The 22,894-nt window shown below is 69.7% G+C and carries 11 protein-coding genes; 3 read left to right on the top strand and 8 right to left on the bottom strand.

Annotated elements, in window-relative coordinates; genetic code table 11:
- Positions 1-92 precede the first annotated feature (92 nt).
- The 8 genes from ACVTJA_RS04140 to ACVTJA_RS04105 form a co-directional block, all read right to left on the bottom strand.
- Positions 93-245 (bottom strand): hypothetical protein, encoded by a 153-nt coding sequence (locus ACVTJA_RS04140; RefSeq protein ID WP_465833959.1) that lies wholly within the window; start codon positions 243-245, stop codon positions 93-95.
- Positions 246-333: 88 nt separating this feature from the next.
- Positions 334-3,519: an efflux RND transporter permease subunit gene (locus ACVTJA_RS04135; protein WP_465833957.1), complete on the bottom strand. Its 3,186-nt coding sequence runs from the start codon at positions 3,517-3,519 to the stop codon at positions 334-336.
- Positions 3,520-3,557: 38 nt separating this feature from the next.
- Positions 3,558-4,754: an efflux RND transporter periplasmic adaptor subunit gene (locus ACVTJA_RS04130; protein ID WP_465833955.1), complete on the bottom strand. Its 1,197-nt coding sequence runs from the start codon at positions 4,752-4,754 to the stop codon at positions 3,558-3,560.
- 189 nt (positions 4,755-4,943) lie between these two features.
- Entirely contained in the window at positions 4,944-5,915 is a 972-nt protein-coding gene (locus ACVTJA_RS04125) for an ADYC domain-containing protein (RefSeq protein WP_465833953.1), read from the bottom strand.
- Between the two features lie 205 nt (positions 5,916-6,120).
- A complete protein-coding gene (locus tag ACVTJA_RS04120; RefSeq protein ID WP_465833951.1) occupies positions 6,121-9,933 on the bottom strand; it encodes an nSTAND1 domain-containing NTPase in 3,813 nt (1,270 codons plus the stop codon).
- 117 nt (positions 9,934-10,050) lie between these two features.
- Positions 10,051-10,521 (bottom strand): response regulator, encoded by a 471-nt coding sequence (locus ACVTJA_RS04115; RefSeq protein WP_465833950.1) that lies wholly within the window; start codon positions 10,519-10,521, stop codon positions 10,051-10,053.
- A gap of 136 nt (positions 10,522-10,657) precedes the next feature.
- Positions 10,658-12,532 (bottom strand): Ig-like domain-containing protein, encoded by a 1,875-nt coding sequence (locus ACVTJA_RS04110; protein WP_465833948.1) that lies wholly within the window; start codon positions 12,530-12,532, stop codon positions 10,658-10,660.
- 254 nt (positions 12,533-12,786) lie between these two features.
- On the bottom strand, positions 12,787-14,454 hold the full coding sequence (locus ACVTJA_RS04105; RefSeq protein ID WP_465833946.1) for a carboxypeptidase-like regulatory domain-containing protein: 1,668 nt from the start codon (positions 14,452-14,454) through the stop codon (positions 12,787-12,789).
- A 254-nt stretch (positions 14,455-14,708) separates the two neighbouring features.
- On the opposite strand from ACVTJA_RS04105, the gene ACVTJA_RS04100 reads away from it, so the two are divergent.
- The 3 genes from ACVTJA_RS04100 to ACVTJA_RS04090 all read left to right on the top strand — a co-directional run bounded on the left by ACVTJA_RS04100 (position 14,709) and on the right by ACVTJA_RS04090 (position 22,887).
- Positions 14,709-15,152 carry an HIT family protein gene (locus ACVTJA_RS04100; RefSeq protein ID WP_465833945.1) on the top strand — a complete coding sequence of 148 codons (444 nt, stop codon included), beginning with the start codon at positions 14,709-14,711 and terminating at the stop codon, positions 15,150-15,152.
- A gap of 81 nt (positions 15,153-15,233) precedes the next feature.
- Positions 15,234-19,961: an AAA domain-containing protein gene (locus tag ACVTJA_RS04095; RefSeq protein ID WP_465833943.1), complete on the top strand. Its 4,728-nt coding sequence runs from the start codon at positions 15,234-15,236 to the stop codon at positions 19,959-19,961.
- 91 nt (positions 19,962-20,052) lie between these two features.
- The gene (locus ACVTJA_RS04090) at positions 20,053-22,887 is read left to right on the top strand and encodes a TonB-dependent receptor domain-containing protein (protein WP_465833941.1); all 2,835 of its coding nucleotides are present in this window, start codon (positions 20,053-20,055) and stop codon (positions 22,885-22,887) included.
- Positions 22,888-22,894 lie beyond the last annotated feature (7 nt).

Genomic DNA, 22,894 nt, shown 5'->3' with positions numbered 1-22,894 from the left:
AGTCCCGCGCGCGGACCGCCAACGTCCCGTTGGGCCAGACGTTCAACATCAACGTCCGGAGTGCCCCGGGGCACCGCGTCCACGCCCTGCGCTCAGGAACCGAGCGGAGGTACCTTCACGAGCCGGCCCACCACGGACGTCCGCATGGCCCACCCGTTGATGCGGCCCACGTTGTTGCCGATGAGCACCCGGTCCTTCGTGGCCTGCTTCACCAGGCTCACCCCGTTCGAGCGCGTGAAGCGCATCCGTGGCCCAGCCCATGTGTCCGTGTCCTTTGTCGGTTGTGGCCCGACGGGACGCGGCGGTGGGGCGCGGCCTGACGAGGTGAGCCCCTCAGTCCTGACGCGCCTGGGGCACCGGGCGGGGCTCGCCGCCGCCGTGGGGGCCCTGCTCGTGCGGAGGCCGCATGTGGAACACCTTGCGCAGCCTGCGGCTCATCCAGTTCCGGCCGTCCACGAGGATTTCGTACACCGTCGGAATCACCAGCAGCGTCAGCAGCGTGGACGTAATCGTGCCGCCAATCACCGCGCGGCCCAGCGGCGCACGGAAGTCACCACCCTCGCCCGCGCCAATGGCCACCGGCACCATGCCCGCCACCAGCGCGAACGTGGTCATGATGATGGGCCGCAGGCGGATACGTCCCGCTTCGATGAGCGCGTCCCGCAGGGGCATGCCCTTCTCGTGGGACCACTTCGCGAAGTCGATGAGCAGAATCGCGTTCTTCGCCACGATGCCCATCAGCAGGATGACGCCAATGAGGCTCATGATGTTGAGCGTGTCGCGCGTGACGATGAGCGCCAGCACCACGCCGATGAGCGACAGCGGCAGCGACAGGAGGATGGCCAGCGGGTCCAGGAACGAGCCGAACTGGATGACCAGGATGAGGTACATCAGCAGCACCGCAACCCCGAGCGCGATGAACACGCGCGAGAAGACCTCGGCCTGGTCCGCGGACTCGCCGCCCGTGGTGAGCGTGTAGCCAGACGGGAGCTGCACGTTCTTCACCTGCGTCTGGATGTCCCGCATCACCTCGTTCAGCGAGCGCCCCTGCACGTTCGCCTGGATGTTGATGACGCGCTCGCGGTCCAGGTGCGTAATCTGCGCCGGCCCCAGCGTCTCGCGGATGTCCGCCACCTGGCCCAGTGGCACCAATTGAATCGGCCCGCCCTGCACGCCGGCCACCCGGATGGGGAGCTGCGCGAGGTCCTCCGGGTTGTCGCGCGCCTCGGGCGCCAGCCGAATCATCACGTCACGCGTCTCGCCGATGGGGTCCACCCAGTCGCCCACGTCGAGCCCCGCGAAGGCCGGCCGCAGCACCTGCGCCACCTGCCCCACCGTCACCCCGAGCTGTCCCGCCAGCCCGCGGTTCAGGTCCACCTCCAGCTCCGGCTTCTGCCCGCGCGTGGACAACCCCACGTCCACCGCGCCCGGCACCTGCTCCACCTGCTTCTGTACCTGCTGCGCGAGCTGCGTCAGCAGCTTCTGGTCCGGCCCCCGCAGCTCCAACTGAATCTGCTTGAAGGCGCCGCCGAAGCCGGAGGTGAACACGGAGATTTTCGCGCCGCCGAGGGTCTTCAATTCGTCGCGCAGGATGCGGCCCAGCGCGTCCTGACTCACGTCTCGGTCCGCCTTGGGCGTGAGCCGCACGTACACCAGCGCCTGGTCCACGCCCGGCGCGCTGAGCGGCAGCGGCACACCGATGGTGCTGTACGTGTAAGCGACTTCCGGGTGCGTGCGGGTGCGGCGCACCACGTCCTCCACCTTGCGTCGCGTGTAGTCCAGGCTTGAGCCCGGCGGCGTCTCCACCAGGATTTCCACCTCCGAGCGGTCGCTCACCGGCACGAAGCCCGCGCCGCCCACCGTGCCCTGCAACACGAGCGCGCCCACCAGCGAGCCCACCGCCACCAGCACCATGGCCAGCCGGTGGTCCAGCGCCCAGGCGATGATGCGCTTGTAGCGGTCCGCCTGCCGGTCGAACCAGCTGTTGAAGCGTGAGAGCTGCCGCGAGATGAAGCCGCGCCGCGCGCCCTGCTCCACCTGCGGGTCCGGCCAGTACGCGCTGAGCATCGGGTCCAGCGAGAAGGACACGAACAGCGACACCAGCACCGCGCAGGCAATCGTCAGGGCGAACGGCTTGAACCACTGTCCCGCGACGCCGTACATGAAGGCCACCGGGACGAACACCGCGACGATGGAGAACGTCGTCGCCGACACCGCGAGCCCGATTTCCGCCGTGCCCTCGCGCGATGCCGTGTAGTGGTCCTTCCCCATCTCCACGTGGCGGACGATGTTCTCGCGCACGACGATGGCGTCGTCGATGAGGATACCGATGGCCAGCGTCAGGCCGAGCAGCGACATGGTGTTGAGCGTGAAGCCGAACACCCAGACGCTGATGAAGGCCGCGAGCACGCTCACCGGCAGCGCCAGGCCGGTGATGACGGTGGAGCGCCACGAGTTGAGGAAGATGAACACCACCAGCACGGTGAGGACCGCGCCTTCCAGCAGCGCGGACTGCACGTTCTCCACCGCGTTCTCCACGCGCACGCCCGCGTCGCGGACGATGGCCAGCTTCACGCCCGCGGGCAGCCGCTTCTGCAGTGCCGCCACGCGCTCGCGCACCGCGTCCGCCACCTCGGTGGTGCTGTAGCCCTTGGACTTCAGCACGTCGATGCCCACGGCCTGGGCGCCGTCATAGAGCGCCAGCGTGCGCGGCTCCTCCGAGCCCACGAAGACGTCCGCCACCTGCGACAGGCGGATGGCCTGCCCGTTACGCGTGGCCACCACCATGTCGCGGAAGTCCTCCACGCGCTCCAGGCGACCCCTGAGGCGGATGGACTCCTCGGACAGCTTCGAGTTGATGCGCCCCACCGGCGCCGCCAGGTTCTGCGCCTGCAGCGCGCCCACGATTTCCGCTACCGACAGGGCCGCCGCCTGCATCGCCTGCGGCTTGAGCTGCACCGTCATCTCGCGCTCGACGTCACCCACCACGTCCGCCTGCGCGACGCCGGGCACCGAGCGCAGCTCGCCCACCACCATCGGGTCCGCCACGCGCGACAGTGCCGCCACGTCGAGCTGGTCCGAGGTCAGTGTCAGCGAGACGATGGGTTGGTCCGCCGGGTCGAAGCGCGTGAGGATGGGCTCCTCCATCTCCTGCGGCAGGTCCGCGCGCTTGCTGGAGATGGCGTCGCGGATGTCCTGTGACGCCTCCTGGATGTCCTTCTCGAAGTTGAAGAACACCGTGAAGGTGGCGAGGCCGTCCGTCGCCGTGGACGTCGTCTCCTTCGGGTCCACGCCGTTGATGGCGAAGATGGCGTCCTCGATGGGCTCGACGATTTCGCGCTCCACCGTGTCCGGCGACGCGCCCGGGTAGACGATGGTGACGTTGATGACGGGCTGCTGGACGTCCGGGAACTCGTCCGTCTCGAGCTGCCAGAGGGCCACGAGGCCAAAGACGACCAGGGCCACCATCGCGGTGATGGTGACGATGGGACGCTTGATGGCGAAGTCGGAGATGAACACGGGGTGACTCCCGTCAAGAAGCGATGGACGCGGGCGGGTCAGTGAGGAGGAGGTGCTTCCGAGCCGCCCACGCCCGGTCCTTCATCCGCCACGGGTTGCTGCTGCTCCGGACGCGGGGCCTCCACCTTCACGCGCGCGCCTTCGCCCACCTCGTCGCGCGCCGAGCCCAGCAGCACCACGTCTCCCGCCTGGAGCCCGGAGCGCACCTCCACCTTTTGTGCGACGTCGTCCCGCAGGCCGAGCGTCACGGGGACGCGCTGCACGCGCTCGTCCCGGATGCGCAGCACGGCGGTGGCGTGGTTGGTTCCATCAATCGCATCCACCGGCACTGCGAGAGCACGCCGCGCCTCCGAGGCCACGCGGCCCTCCGCGAAGAGGCCCACGAGCAATTCGAGGTCCGTGTTGGGAATGGCCACGTAGATGCGCACCTGGCCGGTGCCCGGGTCCACCACGGGGTTGATGCGCTCCACCTTGCCGCTGAAGGAGCGGTCGCCGTAGCCCGTCACCTGGAACTCCACCGGTGTGCCCGCCTTCACCTGCTCCAGCCGCGCGGCGGGCACCGAGGCCTCCAGCCGCAGCGTGCGCGGGTCCACCACCGTGAAGAGCGGCGCGCCGGGCTGCACCACGTCTCCCGCGCTCGCCTGCCGCTCGCTCACCACACCGTCGAAGGGCGCGATGACGCGCGCGCGGCCCACCTGCTCCTGCGCCAGCGCCAGCCGCGAGCGTGCCTCCGCGAGCTGCCCTTCCGCCTGGGACACGGAGAGCTGGACGCGCTCGTAGTCGCGCTGGGTGATGACGCCCGCCTTCGCGAGCTTCGCGTTGCGCTCCTCTTCCGCCCTGGCCACCTGGAGAGCGGTTACAGCCGTGCGAGCCGCCGTGCGCGCGGCGATGAGCTGGTCCCTCAGCGTGGCGTCCTCGATGCGCGCCAGCTCCTGGCCCTTCTTCACCCGCTGACCCTGCTCGGCCTTGATTTCGAGGATGGTGCCGCCAACCTCGGCGCGGACCGCGGCGGCCGTGCGCGCCTGCAGCGTGCCGGAGATACCGGGGCCGGATTGCAGCTCGCGCACCTCGGCGCGGGCCACGTTCTCCTGCCCCAACGTCACCACCGGCTCCGCGGGCGGCGCGGCGCCGTCCGGGTTTCTCTTGCAACCGGATATCGCGATGACACAGGCCACGCCCAGCAGCAGCCCGAGCCTTGAACCGCGTGTCCTCCCGCTCTCGTGCGCGCGTCTCACGGCGAGTCTCCCGTCCTCCGCCGGGCCGGCCTCGGGGGCCCCGGCGAGCCGGCTAACCATGGTGTCGGCCCCCTGCCTCCGGTAGCCGCACCCGGTGTCGTTCCGCACCCTGAATGCTCGCGCGTCCACTGCCTGGAAGCGGAGCAGGCGTGCGAGCGGGCCGCCGTGACGGGACGCGCCCGTCGCGTGTCACGGCTTCGTCGCGGGCGGAACCTCGCTCATGAGGAGCGTGCCGGTGCGGAAGTGGCCCCACCGACCGCAGCCGGAAATCCGCGGCTTGTTGGGGCAGCTCACCGGCGAGGTGGAGCGGTTGGACGACGAGACGCAGAGCGCGCCGTCGGTGTTCCACTCGGCCTCCAGCAGCCACGACTCGGTGTCCTGCTGCACGCCGAGCGCGTCGTAGAGGTTCACCCAGTTGCCGTCCTGCGTGTGCGAGGTGCCGTCGCCGCAGTAGTCCGCGCGCACCATGCGCGTGCAGGCCTGGTGATGGTCCGCGAGACTCCGGCCGTCCTCCGTCGTCGCCCAAGGGCGGTAGCCGAAGTGGATGCACTTGGCGATGGCCGCGCCCTCGCATGCGAAGGTGAAGAGGCTGGGGTCCTCGAGGTACGCGCCACCACCGAACTCACCCTCGCGGTAGTTCCAGGTGCCCGAGACGGGAATGGCGTCCAGCGCGGAGCCATCCGCCGCGGGGCACGCGGGCTTCCACGTGCCCTCCACGGCGTCGAAGAAGGAGACGCGGTAGGACCAGATGTCGCCGCTGGCGCCGGTGGCCGGCTGAATCGCGTCCACGCGCAGGTCCACCTTCTGTCCGTCGGCGAGGTTGCCGACGAAGCGCGCGCCGAGGAAGTCCATGCCGGACACCTCTCGGCCTCCGTTGAAGCCGTGGAAGACGCTGCCCTCCAACCACACGGAGCTCATCGAGTCGTCCACGATGTCCGCGGACATGGCTCCGGACAGATTCACGGAGACGAGCGCCCCCAGCTCGGTGCCGTTGAGGTTGCGTCCATTGAGGTTGCGCCCGTTGAGGTTGCGTCCATTGGGCGCGGCCACCGCCGCCACCTGGGACCGGAGCGTGGGCTCGGGCTCCGTGACTGCCTCGCCCGCACACCCCGCCACCCCGCAGGCAAGGACTACCGCCCGCACCACCCGCCACTCACCCATGACCCGACCTCCCGACCCGACCCGCCAACGCCTTGCAAGATTTGCAGTGGTGAGATGTACCGCAAGCCACCCGCATTCGGACGAGCACTTGCAACGTCTGTCTTTGAGCAATGCATTGGCACGCCAGGGCGGACCCGGGTTTCCAACGTCGTGTAATGCGGGGTGTACGGCGGTTGGCAGCAGGCTCGGCGTGCGGGCAGGCGGCTCAGGGCGGGTCCGCGCACACGCGCAGGCCCACCGTCACGTCGCGCAGCGAGGGCTCCGGCAGCTCACGGTTGGTGGCCCGCGCCGAGGTGGCCGCGAAGGCGAAGCTGCCGCCGCGCGCCACCGCCTTGCCCGGCTCCAGCCAGGAGCGCGTCCATTCCCAGACGTTGCCGGCCATGTCGTCCACGCCGAACGGGCTGCGCGAGGCGGAGTGGCTGCCCACCTCGTCCGGGCCGAAGCTTCCTGGCTGCTTGCCGTAGGTGGTGTCGATGTTGGCGTCGTCCGGGCCCAGCGTGTCGCCATGCGGGTACTCGCGGCCGTCCACTCCGCGCGCCGCGCGCTCCCACTCCAGCTCCGAGCACAGCCGCGCGCCGGGCACCCTGCCGCTGGAGGACAGCCAGGCCGCGTATGCCTCCGCGTCCGCGAAGGTGATGCCGCTGACGGGGAAGCGCAGCCAGTCCTGCTCCGCGCGCCGCGCGCGCTGGGCGTAGCGCAGCTTCTCTCCCGCGCGCGCGACGTAGGGCTCGCTGCCGGGCTGGAAGCGCAGCCGCCAGGCGCCGTCCACCCTGTCCAGCGCGAGCAGCCCCGCGTAGCCGCCGGTGCCCACGCGAGGCAGGTGCTTCGCGCGCTCCTCGGGCGGCAGCGCTTCGATGAAGTGCAGCCAGTCCGCGTACGTCACCTCGTGGCGGGCGATGAGGAAGCCCGGCACGTCCACGGAGTGCAAAGGCACCGCGTTGAAGAACTCGCGCACGCTGGCCTCGGCCGCGCTGCCGAAGCGCACCTCTCCCGGCGGGACGAAGACGAAGCCCTCGGGCACCGCGCCCACGTGAGGCAGGGGCACGGCGAGCTTCCTCGACTCCCCGCGACGCAACAGCACGGGCTGCACCACCGGCTCGTGGCCCAGCGCGCGGAGGGAGAGCTGGTAGCGCCCCGGCGGCACCGGCACGTCCACCCACGGCCCCGCGACGAGCGGCAGCGGCTCTTCGAGCTGCTCGCGGCCCTGCGCGTCGCGGGCCAGTGGACGGAGCTCCACCTGGACGCCGGGGACGGGCGTCTCCAGCGTGAGTCGCGCGGGAGCGTTCCACTGCTGCCAGCGCGTGCCCGCGGTGTCGTAGAGCTTCAGGCGCTGGAGCAGCGTGGGCAGCGTCGCGGTGTCTCCGTCCTGCTCGGCCCAGAGGGCGCGCTCGTAGAGGAAGTCCGCGAGCGCCTCGCGCACGTCGGGACGGCCCGGAGCGAGGGCGAGAGCGCGCTCCAGCTTCCCGGCGACGGCGTCGTAGCGGTGGCGCACCGCCACGGCCTGCGCGCCCGTCTTGCCCCAGAGCTTGTCGGCGTCCGCGCGGTGGCCACTGCCGTAGAGGCGGAAGGCTTCGGCGCGCTCGTGGCCCAGCGCCGCGCGCTCCAGGCCCACCGAGCGCAGGGCGTGCGCGGCCTCCTGGAGCTCGGCACTCACCTGGCGGTCCAGGCCCCAGCGCTCGCGCAGCTTGAGGCCGCCGTAGACGAGGCCGAGGGAGAGGACGAAGCCCGCGGCCAGCGCCTGCCGCATGCGCCGGCTGCGCACCACCGTGCGGCGCGAGGCCTTGAGGAAGTCCTGCTCGCGGCGGGTGAGCTCGCCCGTGTCGAGCAGCTTCGTCTCGGCGAGCTGGCGCGGTCCCCAGAGTGTCTCGCGCGCGTGGCCGAGCTTCTCCCAGTGCGCGGCGGCGGCCTCAAGCCGGGCCTGTACCTCGCGGCGCTCGGCGGCCTCCGCGAGCCAGCGGGCCAGGGTGCTCCAGCCGGCGAGCAGTGCCTCGTGGGCGAGCTCGTACGAGGTGCCTTCCTGGGCCTCGCGCGCCACCAGGAGCCGCGCGTGGACGAGGGCCTCGAGGGCGGCGCGGTAGCGAGCGTCCTCGCCCACCAATTCGCGGTCCGTCTTGCGCGCGCGAGTGCCGTCCGCGGTGACGAGGCGCAGGAGCACGCCTCGCGCGGCGATGCGCTGGTCCGGGAGGAGCCGGGCCACCGCGGCGTCCGCGTGCCGCGCCAGTGCTCCGGCCACACCGCCCAGCGAGTCCAGCGCAGCCTGGGTAATCACGTGCCCTTCCGCGTCGCGCGCCTCCCAGAGCTCCGCGAGAGCGAACTGGAGCAGCGGCAGGCCTCCATCGGCGGCGGTGGTGGAGGCGACGAGCGCATCCACCAGGGCCTCGGACTCGAAGGCCACGCCCTTCACACGGGCGGGCCCGGTGACGGCCTCGCGCGTCTCCTCGGGCGTCAGGGCGCGCAGGAGGTACAGCGCTCTTGGCACCTCCGCGCCCAGGCCGGGGACGGTGGTGAGGCGGGTGAGGAAGTCGCTCCGGCCCGTGGCCAGGAGCCGCACGCCCGTGGCGCCTTCCGCGACGGCACCGAGTGCCTGGCCCGCGAGCGCGGCCTCCACGGGTGAGGCCAGTGTCACGAGCTCTTCGAGCTGGTCGATGTAGAGGAGGAGGCCGTCGCGTGCGCCGAGCCTCGCGCGAAGCCTCCGGACGAGGGAGGCGGGCTCGTTGCGTAGCGCCTCGGCGAGCGGCTCCTCTTCGGTTTCCAGCAGTGGGGCGAGCGCGGCGGCGAGCGCCGCCATCGGCCTGCGGCCCGGCACCAGTCTCGCGGTATGCCAGCGGCGTCCGTCCTCCAGCGCGCCTTCCACCATGGCGGGGAGGATGCCGGCGAGGCAGAGGGATGACTTGCCCACACCGGAGTCGCCGGTGATGAGGAGGAAGGGCTCGGCGCGAAGCCGTTCGATGACGGCGCGCTGCTCGCGCCGGCGGCCGAAGAAGACGGCCCGGTGCTCGGCCTCGAAGGCCTGGAGGCCGCGGTAGGGATTGCCCTCGGGGATATCGGTGGGCGCCTCCTCGCGGGAGAGGGCTTCGAGCGCGTCGAGGAGGTGCGCGGCGGAGGTGTAGCGCTCGGCGGGCTCGCGCTGGAGGCAGCGGTCGATGACGGCGGCGAAGGTGGCGTCCACGTTGGGCGCGGCCTCGACCAGGGCGCGCGCGTCCTTCGTCTGCACCACCCTGGGCAGGTCCTTCCAGGGCACATCGCGGAAGGGGCCGCGGCCCGCGCAGAGCTCGTAGAGGACGATGCCGAGCGAGTACACGTCGCTGCGGGCCGTGAGCTCTTCACCCGCCCAGGCCTCGGGCGACATGTAATAGGGCGTGCCCACCAGCGCGCCGCTCGGCAGCGAGGGGAGGAAGACTCCGTCCAACGAGCGCGCGGAGAAGTTGGGGCTGGCGTCGGGGTCCAGGTCCTCCGGCAGCTTGGGCGGCACGGTGCCCGGGCGGGCACTGCTGGCCTCGGCGGGCTCGGCGGCCTCGTCGAGCAGCTTGGCGAGCCCGAAGTCGAGCAGCTTCACCTCGCCGGACTCGGTGAGCACGGCGTTGCCGGGCTTGATGTCGCGGTGGAGCACCCCGCGCCGATGGGCGGCGCTCAGGCCCCGTGCGAGGTCCTTGCCGATGGACAGCACCCGCTCCCAGGGCTGGGGCTTGGAGAGCCGGTCCAGGCTGACGCCGCGGATGAACTCCGAGACGAGGTAGGGCTGCTCCTCCAGTTGTCCCACCCGGTAGAGGGTGACGACGTTGGGGTGCTGGATTCGGGCGGCGGCGCGGGCCTCCACGAGGAAGCGTGCCAGGGCATTGGGGCCGAGCGCGGGGATGAACTTCACCGCCACCGGGCGCTCGAGGAGCGTGTCGTGGGCCAGGTACACCCGGCCCGTGCGCCCCCGGCCGATGGGCCGCACGAGACGGTACTCGTCGAACTCCTGCGGAGGAGTCCACGCGTCGGCCGGCGACGGGAAGGCGGCGGGGGAGGTGCCCACAGGGGGTGCCTATGCATCCCCCCGCCAGGGGTCAACCGGGCGGGGGTTGGGAACGGTGCACTGAGGAACCGTGGTGCCCCGAGTGTCCGGTGTCGGGCACTGGGGATGTCTTGTGGCTCAGGTCCCCTGCCCGCCCTTGGGCTTCGCCTTGCTGGGCTTGAGCATGTTGCGGATCTTGTTCTCCAAGTCTTGAGGCAGGCACGGCTTGGCGACGAACTCGTCCGCGCCGGCCTCCCGGGCGTGCTCCGCGTTACCCGCGAGCACGTGGCCGGTGAGCGCCATGACGGGGATGTTCCGGGTGCGCGCGTCCTGCTTGATGAGGCGCGTGGCCTCCCAGCCGTCCATGATGGGCAGGGACAGGTCCATCAGGATGATGTCCGGCTCCCCGTCCTGCGCCTTCTCCACCGCCTCGACGCCATTGGAGGCGGTGTCCACCTCGAAGCCGACGAACTCCAGGTACTCGGCGTACATCTCCCGCGCATCATCGAAGTCATCGACGACAAGCACCCGCTTCTTGTTCCCGCCAGCGGCGGGAAGGGCGTTGGCAGGCGCCTCGTCTTCCGGGGGTGTCGTGGCCGTTCGCTTCATGAAACCGACGCCTCACGTGTAGGGAAAGGGCGGCCTGGAATCTATACACGACCCTTCCGACGCGCCCGTCCCAGCCCCGAAGTGGCGAATGGGACGGGAGCGCGAGGAAGGTGTTCAGTGGAGAACCGTGGAGGGCTCAGTTGTTGGGTGTGTAGACGTGGACAGTCTGCAGACGAGGCTCGGTCTCGGTTTCTTCGACCCGCGCCACCACCGGTCGGCCTGAGGGGTCCATCGTGAGGAGTGGTATCACGGTAGGAACGGGCACCAGGCTTGGATTCTTTCGCAGAACGCTACCTAGCGGCTCCCATGCACCACCTGTCCATCGTCGAACATAGAGAACAGCGGCCTGTCCCGCGACTTCCGGTTCAGTAATCAGGACGACCAGCCTTCCCTGGGCATCCACGGTGAGGGCAACCACCACGGAATCGGTTGCGCCGGAATAGGTGCTGATGGGATTACCAAGGGCCACCCAAGAACTCCCATTCCATCTCCGGGGCTGAGCGCTCAACGCCACACCATTCGAGACAGGCATGTCCAGAATGGGGGCTCCTGAACCATCAATGACGAGGTCCCTGGGAAACGCAGTCAACGGACCTGTCATGGGGATGGCGTCCCATGCACTTCCATTCCAACGCCTCATGTACGCGGTGGAACTGCCGTTGGAACCACCCTCAATCCAGGAGACAATCGGGTTTCCATCCGCATCGATGTCCATCAAAAGGCGATTGATGAACGATGGCGCGTTGACCTTGAGTGAGCCTCCCAGAACACCCCATTCACTGCCATTCCAGCGTCCCACCATTACGTATTCAGTTCCCTGGCTGACGCCTACAAACGCCAATGCGAGCTGACCGGCTTTGTTGCTCTTGAAGATGAAGGAACTGGAATTGACTTGCTGGCTCAGGAGTACTCCTGGATCGCCTATCGCTTCCCAAATTTCGCCATTCCATCGGCGAACATACAGCCTCCTTCCATCAGCACCTGAGTACTCGTCCCAGGCAACAATAGGCCGCCCTTCTTTATCGAGTTCGAGGGAACAGAAGAGGTTTCCGTGCCCAGGAGTGATGTTGATCACGCTCCCCAATGGCTCCCAGCCGGTACCATTCCACCGTTTGACGTGGATGGCTGAAGGCACCAGTTTGGTTCCATCCAACCACGCCACAAGTGGACGTCCCTCGCCGTTCAATTGAGGAGACGGGCACAGCACCAAACGTTCTGCGGCATTGGTGCTGGGGGATTCACCAAAAGGTAGATAGCCCGGGAGCGTCCATTGCCAGCCCTGTGGCAGGGTCTGCAGTGTGTTGCCTGCCAAGTCCATCAGGCGGCTAAAACTCACCTGTACAGTCGTATCAGCAAGCAGGGGTGTAGCGGGGCTCAGCGTCAGAGACGTGCCCTCAGACGCCAGCACCACCTCCGCAGCGATGACGCCCGCATCGGATTGCAACTTCACCGACTCCGAGCTGACCGTGGTCGGATCAAGCGGCTCCGAGAAGGTCGCCTGGACCACCTGGTGCACGGAGACGAACTGAGCACCCGGTAGCGGCGTCTGCGAGACCACGCGGGGCGGTGTCCTGTCCACGATGAGGGTGCGCGATTCACTCGTGAACCTGCGTCCTTCGAAGCTCGCCCTCAATGCGAGCACGTGGGTGCCTTCATCGACGGATTGAGTGCTCCAGCGGAGCTCGTAGGGCGCAGCCAGCGTGGCCACTGCGACGCCATCCACTAGAAGTTCGACTTCATCAGGAGCAGCCCCGGTCACGGTGCCACTCACCTGGACGTCACTGTTGGTCACCGACTTCGAAGTGACGAGCGTCAGAGTCAGGGAGGGGAGGCCCGAATCGGGAGTGCCTGAATCCAGAGTAGAGGCGTCCGGCAGTGCTCCTGAGTCAGCAACCGGAGTTTCCTCTCCACCAGCGTCAGGAGTTTCGGACACCTGTTCGACTTCCGGCAGGTCGATGCATGCCCACGAGAAGAGGCATGCGAGCACGGCGAGGGTTTGGCGGTAGCGCATGGTGCAGGTCGGCGATGCAGCCCGTGTTCCTCCCCTAATGGCAGCAGCAGTTTCAGGAACTCCTGAAACTGCCGTGGGTTGGAGACGTGGAGAGGGTGACTCCTCCAGAACGTTCGTCCAACCGAGAGACATGAGTCCTACGGGGTAGACACAGAGCCCGGTCCTCCCCCTTACAAACAGCAACGCCCCCGTGGAACCCGTTCCACGGGGGCGCTGAAACCACTCAATACCGGATGCTCAATACCAACCGCGCATCACGGTCCGACGGGCACGGGCTGCATACTGAGGCCCGTAATCGACAGGTCGTTCGTGACAGGCTGGCCCCAGACGCTCTCGTAGGTGCCGTTGATGTAGCGCGTGGGGAGCTTGGAGAAGGCCACCACCATGTTGATCGAGCTGAAGCTCAGGCTCGAAATGGAGTTGACGCCAGAGTAGGTGAATGCCCACCGCGTGGTGTAACCCGAGTTGCTGATCTGGAACACCGGCGTCTCGGCCGGAATGCGCGTCTGGATGGGAGCCGTCGGCTCAGCGGGGACCAACTCGAAGCCCACGGGATTGTTCACTTCACCGGGATAGTCACCCACCACACCCGCCGTAGGACCACCGATATCGAAGTTCACGTGCGCGTAGACGTTCCCACTGAAGAACGTACGGGAGATGGGAATGTTGAAGTCGATGTAGACCACTTCGCCGCTATTCAACTGGGTCGGCGTGGTAGTCGCGGTCTCCTGGTAGCGTGCGCCCGTGATGGACACCGCCTTTGGGGCATTCGCATCACCCGCGAAGAAGAAACCCGTACGCGTGAGGACGCTCCCGTCCTCGGCGGACACGGCGCGCACGTCCAGGTTGTACTCCTTGCCTTCCTGTACTCCGGCGCCCGGAGTGATGGTAGCGCTGTAGCCGCCATTGCCCACGGAAGCGTTGACCGTCAGCGACTCGCGCGCGTACTCATCCGTCATGCGCACCAGGAGCGAGCCCGGCTGCACCGGCTGGTTGAAGAACAGGTAGATGGGCTCGCCCGGGCGAACCATGTTGCGCAGGGGGTCGTAATCAGCGCCCCCCCGCAGGCTGAACACGTTGGTGCTCTCGATGTTCAGCGGGTTGCCCGTCGTCTGCGAGAACGGCAGATTGATGATGCGAACGGTGCTGTTCCCGACCACATCCGAACCGTTGTAGTGGTCCACGTAACCGTTGGTCTCCGGGACGCCGTTATCGTCGGAGTCCACGGGGGAGACCCACAGGTTGTACCTGCCACTACCGCCGGTGCTGCTGTTGTACAGCCGCGCCATCTCCGCCGCGCTGGGGATGCCCGAGAACTCCAGGGCGCCCTGGTCGTTGGAGGTCGCCTCGACCACCACCGTGCTCACCACCCGCGAGGTGTTTTCATTGTTGGACAGGATGATGGAACCCGCCGGCGTGGCCTCGAGCGTCGCCTTCACGTTCGCCGCCGGACGGCCCTGCGGCGTCACCAGCAGGAACTTCATCTTGCCGTCCAGCTTCGCCAGGGTGATGGGGCCGAAGCTCGCGTTGCCGTTGTTGATGGGGACATTGCCCGCCGACGAGGGCACCGTCGAGCTGGCGCGCAGCGTGGCGTAGCCCTGCTTCGTGAAGGTCAGCAGCACCTGCGCGCCGGCAGGAACCTCCGTGAACTCGAAGTTACCCTCGGCGTCCGTCTTGGCCTCCACCGGATCCGCGGAGCTGCCGATGGTCATCTTCACCGAAGCCTCGCTCAGCGGCTTCAGGTCCGTGCTCAGCACCTGGCCGGACACCGTGCCCTTCGGGTTGGCCGGAGTGACCACCGTCACGCTGTCCGGCTCACGCACGCCGTCCGCGATTCCGTCGCCGTTCTCGTCCTTGAGATCCTCACCACAGCCGAGCGCAAGGAACGGCACCACGGCAAAAACCAGATGCTTCTTCATCATCCCCACCTTTAAAGGAATTTCCCCAATATCGGCGCCCCAACACTTGGAAGGGCGTGGAGCGGACACTCTCCGACCCGAGCCCGTCCCGTCAAGACGCGGTACCCCCTTACTCCCGGGCACCCTCTCCCTTTGAGCCGCTCGCACCCTGTCGGATCAGCGCGGCGCTCCTCTCCCAAGAATCCAATAGAGGTCCGTACCGACCCACCACGTCCCAAGCCTGCCTGCCGCTCGCGGCTGCCTGCTACGGTGCGGGCATGTCGGACGTGAACAATCCGTGCCTCGGCTGCGCCATCGTGCGCGGGGAGACGCGGCCCGTGGGCGGGGTCCTCGCCCGGGCTCCTGGGCTGGTGCTGCATGGCGTGGCGTCGCCCAGTCCCGTCCCGGGCTGGGTGGTCATCTCCAGCGAGCGGCACGTGCGCGGCTGGTACGACCTGGATGACGAGGCCGCTCGCGAGCTGGGCCCCTTCACCGCGCGTGTCATGCGAGCCCAACGCGAGGTACTCGGCGCCGAGCACGTCTATGCCTTCGCCATCGGCGACGTGCTGAAGCACTTCCACCTGCACCTCGTGCCCCGCTTCGCGCAGACACCCCAGCGCCTGTGGGGGCGCGCCGTCTTCGATGCGCCTCCCGCGGACCATCGTTCAGCGGAGGAACTGGAGGCGGCGGCCCGCTCGCTCTCCGCCGCGCTGGCGCGCTGATCGCGTGGTAGACCACGGGCCTCCCTCCCGTCGAGAGGTGCCGCCCTGCCGTCCGAGTCTCGCAACCGCGTCCTGGAGAAGATGCTGGAGCGGCTCTACGCCGCGCTCGCGTCTGGACCGAGCCTCAACTGCCGCCCCCACAACAGCCGCCAGCGCGTGGACCTCGCAGCGCTGAGCAAGCTCGATGGCACCGCGCCTCACACCGTGCTCGCCGCCCTGCTGGGTGACAAGGCCGCGGTCCGGCTCGCGGTGAAGCCTCCTGTCCCGGAGACAGGCACTGAGAAGACGCCGCCCATCAAGGCTCGAAGCTCACGCTCGGGTCGCGTGGCCACGGCCACCACCGGGACGGAAGCACCGCCCTCCTCGGAGCGGGGACCGAGCAGGAGCATGAGGGGCGTCCCCGATGCTTCGCAGTCGGCCTCCCCCACGGAGCAGGCCCGGAGCGCCTCTCTCGACGACGCCTCCACTGCGTCGAACCTTCGCACCGCGAAGATACAGGACACCCTCAGCGCCTCTTCCGAGGACGCCTCGATTCGGTCGCAGCCTTCGGCCACGAAGATGCGGAGCGGCTCCAGTGCCACACTGGACGACGCCTCCACTCCGTCGAACCTGCCCGTCGTGAAGATGCAGAGTGGGCCGACTGCCGCTCCCACGGAGCCAGACACGGACGAGGACGAAGCCGAAGCCACCGCCTCGCCCACTCGCGCCGAGGAGGAACAGCAGGCGCTGCTGCGCAAGCTGGCCACCATCGTCGAGGACGCTCGCACCTTCGAACAGGACACCGGCGCGCACGTGCTGCACGTGGGCTTCCCCCTCCTTCACCTGCCTCCGGGCCCGAAGGACAAGCGCGGCTTCGGCACCCGGCGCATCCTCGCTCCCATCGCCTTCGTCCCCGTGCGCCTCACCGTCAAGAAGGGCCGCACGCTCTCGGTGGAGCTCGAGGGCGCCGGGGAGGGCGTGGACCGCGTCGCCCCCAACACCGCCCTGCTCGCCTGGGTGGAACAGCAGACCGGCCAGCGCTTCGGCGAGCTCTTCGCCGACGAGGAAGGCACCGACCCATGGCGCGAGCTGAACGAGCTCGTCGCCGCCGTGGCGAAGGCGCTCGACCTGCCCGCGCCCTCCCCGTTCTCCGCCACCGCGCCGCTGTCCCCCGTGCCCCGCTCGGACGAGGACGGCGACGCGAAGCCCACCATCCTCTCCAGCGCCGTGCTCGGCCTGTACCCGCTGTCCAACCAGAGCCTCGTGGATGACATGCGAGCACTCGTGGACGGTGAGCCCATCTCGGGACCGCTGGAGAGCTTCCTCCGCGTGGACATGTCGCTCGGCGCGCCCTCGGGCCACGGTGGCGGCGAGCCCAACCTGGAGGGCCTCAAGCGCGCGGACGAAGAACGGCTCGTCACCGTCGCCGACCCGTGCCAGGCCCGCGCGGTGCGGCTGGCTCGCAGCAGCCGTGGGCTCGTCGTCCACGGGCCTCCGGGCACCGGCAAGTCGCAGACCATCGCCAATGCCATCGGCGACCACCTGTCTCGCGGCGAGCGCGTGCTGCTCGTCTGCGACAAGCGCACCGCGCTGGACGTGGTGAAGCACCGTCTGGACCACCTCGGCCTCGGCAACCTGTGTGCCGTCGTGCACGACGCGCAGCGGGACCAGCGCGACCTCTACATGGGCATCCGCGAGCAGCTCGACTCGCTGCCGGAGACGCGCACCGACGCCTCCGTGTCCACCGAGCTGTCCCGCGTGAACGCGGAGCTGCAGTCGCTCCATGACGAGCTGGCCACCGCCGACCGCGCCCTCTCCGAGCGCCCCGCCGGCGGCACCGCGCCCTCCTTCCACGAGCTGGTGGGCCAGTGGTTCGCCATGGAGTCCTCCGAGGCCCTCGCCCCCACCGTGGCCAGCCTCGCCTCCGCGCGGCTCGCGGACGTGTCTCCTCGTGAGCGCGAGGTGCGCGAAGTGTTGGAGCGCGGCATCCGCGAGAGCTACCCGGACAACCCCTGGCGCGACGCCCTCGGCGTCGACCTGGCCACGTACCTGGCACATCCGGTGGCCACCTACCGCGAGCGCCTCGACACGGTGGCGCAGGCGGCTCGCGACGCGGATGCGGCTGCGTCCCCGGACGTGCCCGCCTTTGGCGCGGACCCTCGAGCGGAAGGCGCGGCGCGCGCGGCCTTCGCGGAGAAGCTGGCCCCGCTGCTGGAGACGGCCAGCCCGGACATGCTCGCCCGCTGGGGCTCGGCATCACCGGACTCCGTTCGCGCCGCAAAGGCCCAGCTCGATGGACTGACGCCGCAGACACAGGTGCTCGCCGAGGGGCCGCTGGACACGGAGCTGGCGCTGGTCCACCGCGAACAGCCCCAGGCCTTGAGCGCACTGTCCATGGCGCTCGCCGCGCTGGGCACGTACCTGGCCATCGCTCGCAAGTGGTACGCGTTCTTCTACTTCGCGCGGAGGGCCGGCGCACGCAAGGTGCTCCAGCAGTTCGGTCTCACCCTGGGCATCGCCGCCGCCGAGCGCGTCAACCGCTTCCTCACCGGCGCCCGTGCCCGCACCCTGCTCACCGAGTACCACCGCACCACGCTCGCGCCCGGCTCCGCCGAGACACTCACCGACGAAGCCCTCTCGCGCAGCCTGCGCACCCACGCGGCCCTCTTCGAATTGCTCGGTGAGCTGGACAGCGCGCCCCTGCTCGCCTCGTGCCGTGACGCCGTGCGCACGGCGCTCGAGGGTGATGCGAGCTCGCGCCTGTCCCTGCTCTCCGGACTCCTGCAGTCCGCGGCCCGAGGCGAGGCCGTGGCCCGGCTGGAGGCGCGGCTCGCGGAGACGGGCCTGTTCTCCACCGCGTGGCTCCAGACGCGCGCCCGCGAGCTGCGCGGCGGTGGGCGGTTCTCACCGCTCGGCACCGCGCTCCAGGCTCGCCTGTCCACGGTGGAGGGCCTGCTGCGCCTTCGCTCGTTGCTGTCCGGCATGCCTCCCGCGCTGGAGACCGCCGTCGAGGGACTGGCCCGTCAGGGCGCGGACGCGGAGGCCGGCTGGTGCGCGGTGCTGAAGGCGACGCTGGCCGCTGAAATCTCCTCCCGCCTGCGTGAAGACCCGGCGCTCCAGCACATCGACGCCGACCGTGTGCAGGCCACCCATGCTCGCTACCGGGCGCTGGAGGAGAAGAAGCGCGGCCTCGTGCGCGACGCGCTCATCCACCGGTGGACGCAGCGCCAGCGCGAGCGGTTGCTCGCGGGCACCGGCGGCCGGCTCAACAGCCAGGGCGCGGAGTTGCGCCGCCGTCTCATGCTGCGCGGAGAGCGCGCCATGCGCGTGCGCCAGGTCATCTCCACGGGCCAGGGCATCGAAGGCGGAGACCCGCTCTTCGACGTGCGCCCCGTGTGGATGGCCAGCCCGCAGACGGTGGCGCAAATCTTCCCGCGCCGCCCCATCTTCGACGTCGTCATCTTCGACGAGTCCTCGCAGTGCCGGCTGGAGGAAGCCCTCCCCGTACTCACCCGCGCGAAGCGGGTGGTCATCGCCGGAGACCCGAAGCAACTCCCACCCACGCGCTTCTTCGAGTCCGCGGTGGTGCAGAGCCAGGAGCAGGAGGCGGAGACCGAGCAGGGACTCTTCGAGGAGCAGCAGTCCGAGGTGGAGGACCTCCTGTCCGCCGCGCTCAACCTGGACATCGACCAGTGCTACCTCGACGTCCACTACCGCTCGCGGAACTCGGACCTCATCGCCTTCAGCAACGAGCACTTCTACGACAGGCGGCTCCAGGCCATCCCCGCGCACCCGTCCCACCGCGCACCGCACGCGCCGCTGCGCCTGCTGCCCGTGGCCGGCACCTACGAGAAGCGCGTCAACCGCCTCGAGGCCCGCGCCGTGGGCGAACTGGTGAAGGAGCTGCTCGCGCGGCCCGAGCCTCCGTCCATCGGCATCGCCTGCTTCAACCTCACGCAGCGCGACGCCATCACCGACGTGCTCGATGAGATGGCCGCGGAGGACGCGACCTTCGCCTCCCGGCTGACGGCGGCGCGCACCCGTCGAGGCGCGGGCTCGTTCGAGGGCCTCTTCGTCAAGAACCTGGAGAACGTCCAGGGCGACGAGCGAGACCACCTCATCATCAGCACCACCTACGGCCCGGACCGGCAGGGCCGCTTCTACCGGCGCTTCGGCCCGCTGGGCAGCGCGGGTGGTGGCCGGCGCCTCAACGTGCTCGTCACCCGCGCTCGGCAGCAGGTGCACCTCGTCACGTCCATTCCGCGTGAGGCCTATATGTCCCTGCCTCCCGTGGAGAAGGGCCGGCAGCCCAACGGCGGCTGGCTGCTCTTCGCGTACCTCCAGTTCGCGGAAGGCCTCTCGGACGCCTACGCCCGCGACGACGCCGAGACGCAGGCGCGCCCGGACGCGCCCGTGGCTCGCGAGCCGGCGGTGCGCGAGCGCGAGACGGAAGCCGGCTCCACCTTCGCCCGCGCGCTGGCCGGACACCTGGCAAGGCAGCACCGCGTGTCGTCCGACGTGCACTGGGGCAACGACGGCTTCTGCGTGGACCTGGCGCTGCGCCACCCCACCCTTCCCGGCGACGTCACCGTGGGCGTGCTGTGCGACGGCACCCGCTACCCCAAGGCCGCCGACCGCGTGGAGTGGGACTTGTTCCGCACCGGCGTGCTCGAAGGCCAGGGCTGGAAGCTGGTGCGCCTGTGGACGCCGCACTTCTTCCGCGACCCCGAGGGCGCCACCACGCGCGTCCTCCAGTCCGCGGGTGACAAGCTCATGCGCGAGCCCGCGACGGCCCGGGCCACCGGGTCCGCGCGGACCGTGGTGCACTGAAGCGAGGACTCCGAGTGACAGCCTCCGGGCAGACAGGCGGCTGCCCCCCATGGACCTCCCCTCACGGAGAGGGAAGAATGGCCGCCGCGCCATGCTTCCCTCCCGTCAAGGCCTGCTCCTTCTATCGCTCCTGCTCCTGGCCAGCCCCGTGCTCGCGGACAACAACGCGGACGAGGCCGACATCGCCTTCGAGCTGGGCAACGAGGCCTATTCCAAGGGCCAGTACGCCGAGGCGCTGCGCTCGTACTTCACCAGCTACCGCCTCGTCCCCAACCGCAACGTCCTCTTCAACATCGCCCGCTGCTTCGAGGCGCTGAACAAGTTCAACGAGGCCTACCGCTACTACAACGACCTGCTCACCGAGGACCTCCCCACCGATGACGCCGCCGAGGTGTCCCGCTCGGTGGAGCGGCTCCGCCCCAAGGTCGCCCTCGTCAAGGTGACGACCAATCCCAAGGGCGCCGAGGTCTACGTGGACCGCATGGACCTCGGTAGCCGGGGCCGTTCGCCACAGACGCTCGCGCTGACGCCCGGCCGTCACAAAATCATGGTGAAGAAGGACGGCTACCGCCCCGCGGAGGCCACCCTCGTGCTCGTGCGCGGCCGTGAAGCCGAGCAGAACTTCGACCTCACCCTCATCACCGGCGGCGTGGAGCTCACCGGCACGCCCGAGGGCGCCGAGGTGCGGGACTCCCCCAACGGCCCCATCATCGCCCGCCTTCCTTCCCGCGCGCGCCTGCCCCCGGGCCAGCGCGTCCTCTACGTGCGCGCCCCCGGCTACGCTCCCAGCCAGTACGTCGTCGACGTGCCGCCCGACGGCAACGTGCCCCTCGCCGTGTCCCTGCGCGTGCAGGACAGGCCCACCGGCCGCCTCGTCGTCACCGCCAACCGAGACGGCGCCACCGTGCGCGTGGACGGCAAGCCCGCCGGCTTCACCCCCACCGTCGTCACCCTCCCCGAGGGCGAGCACTCGCTCGAGGTGGAGAGCCGCGAGGTCCGCCCGCTGCGCCAGACGGTGACGGTGGTCTCCGACCAGGAGGTGAAGGTCCACGCGGAATTGCGCTACGCGCCGCCGCCGGTGCGCGCCGCGTCCAAGAGCCTCGTGTCCGTGGATGACGCCGCCGCGTCCACCACCGTGCTCTCGCAGGAGGAGCTGCGCGCCTTCGGCTGGCGTACGCTCGCCGAGGCCCTCGCCGGAGTGCGCGGCTTCTACCTCACCGACGACCGGACCTACACCTACCTGGGCGTGCGTGGCTTCTCGCCGCCGGGCGACCTCAACACCCGCGTCCTCATCCTCTGGGACGGCCACTCCATGAACGACGTCTGGGCCGGCCAGGGCTACGCCGCCCGAGACCTCAGCGTGGACCTCCAGGAGGTGGAGCGCATCGAAATCGTCCGCGGCCCGGGTTCCGCCCTCTACGGTACGGGCGCCTTCTTCGCCGTCATCAACGTGGTGCCGCGCGAGTCGCTCGGCCCGGACAACCACCTGGAAATCACCGGCGCGCTGGGCGCGCTGGGCAACACGAGCGGGCACGCCACCGCCGCATGGGGGGAGGCAGACCGCTCCATCCTCTTCAGCGCCTCGGCGATGACCGCTTCGGGTGCCGATACCACGCGGCTGGGAAGCGACGACATCATCGTCACCGGCCTGGACGCGGAGAGGGCCGCGGGCGGCTCGCTGAAGGCGCGCATCGGCGGCTTCTCGGCGCAGGCCCAGTTCAACATCCGCTCCAAGGAGCTGCCCACCGCGCCGTACGGCACCGTGCCCGGCGTCGAGGGCAACATCGTGGAGGATTTGCGCGCCTTCGCCGAGGCCCGCTACGAGCGCGACCTCAACGAGCGCTTCAGCCTCTCCCTGCGCGGCGCCTTCGACATCAGCCGCTACGAGGGCACGTACGTCTACCCGGAGGAGAACGGCGGCCCCACCAAGGAGGAGGGCGCCGCGGACTGGTTCACCGCCGAGGCCCGCGCGCGCATGGGCCTCTTCGAGGGCAACCGCCTCACCCTGGGCATCGAAGGCCAGGCGCAGCTGCGCGTGCGGCAGACGGCCAAAGGCGAGGAGCTGAAAACGCAGAATCGCACGCTGGTGTCCGCCTACCTCCTCGACGAGTGGAAGCTGCACCCGCGGCTGAGCGTCTCCGCCGGCCTGCGCCTGGACAAGTACCTGGACCTGGACACCACGCCGATTACACCGCGCCTGGCCTTCATCGCCCGGCCCTACGACGCGGGCCTCACCAAGCTCGTCGCCGGCCGCGCCTTCCGCGCCCCCAACGTCTACGAGCTCTACTACGCCGACACCCTCTCCCAGGCCGCCTCCCTGGGGCTGGAGCCGGAGACCATCACCACCTTCGAGCTGGAGCACTCGCACGACCTGACGGACGAGCTGCGCCTCACCATCGCCGGCTACCACAACCGCATCTCCAACCTCGTGCAGTTGCGCGCGGAGGCCACCCCCTCCGGCGACTGCGGCACCACGGCGTGCCTGCGCTTCGTCAACGCCGACGGCACCACGCTGGCCTGGGGCGCGGAGGCCGGCGTGCACTGGCAGCCGGGGCGCTATCTGCTGGTGGACTTCAGCTACTCGTACGTGACGCTGAAGAAGGCCACCGAGGAAGTCGCCGCCGCGGCCCCCGCGCACCTCGTCTCCGGGCGACTGCTGATGCCGCTGGGCGGCGGCGACATGCGGCTGGCCACCCAGGCCACCTACCAGAGCGCGCGCCCCACCGGCCCGGGCGGCGCGGACAGCGGCGAGGCGCTGCTCCTCGGCTTCGGCCTCTCCGGCGACTACGGCCCGCTGCGCTACTTCGCCGGCGTGCAGAACCTGCTGGACGCCCGCTACACGCTGCCCGTGTCGGACGAGAACTCCATCGCCCCCGTGCCCCAATACGGCCGCACCTTCACCCTCCAGCTCACCGGAACCTTCTGACCGGGCG

Source organism: Pyxidicoccus sp. M6, from assembly GCF_055568925.1.
The sequence above is the reverse complement of the archived record's forward strand: the minus strand, read 5'-3'. Positions and strand labels throughout refer to the sequence as shown.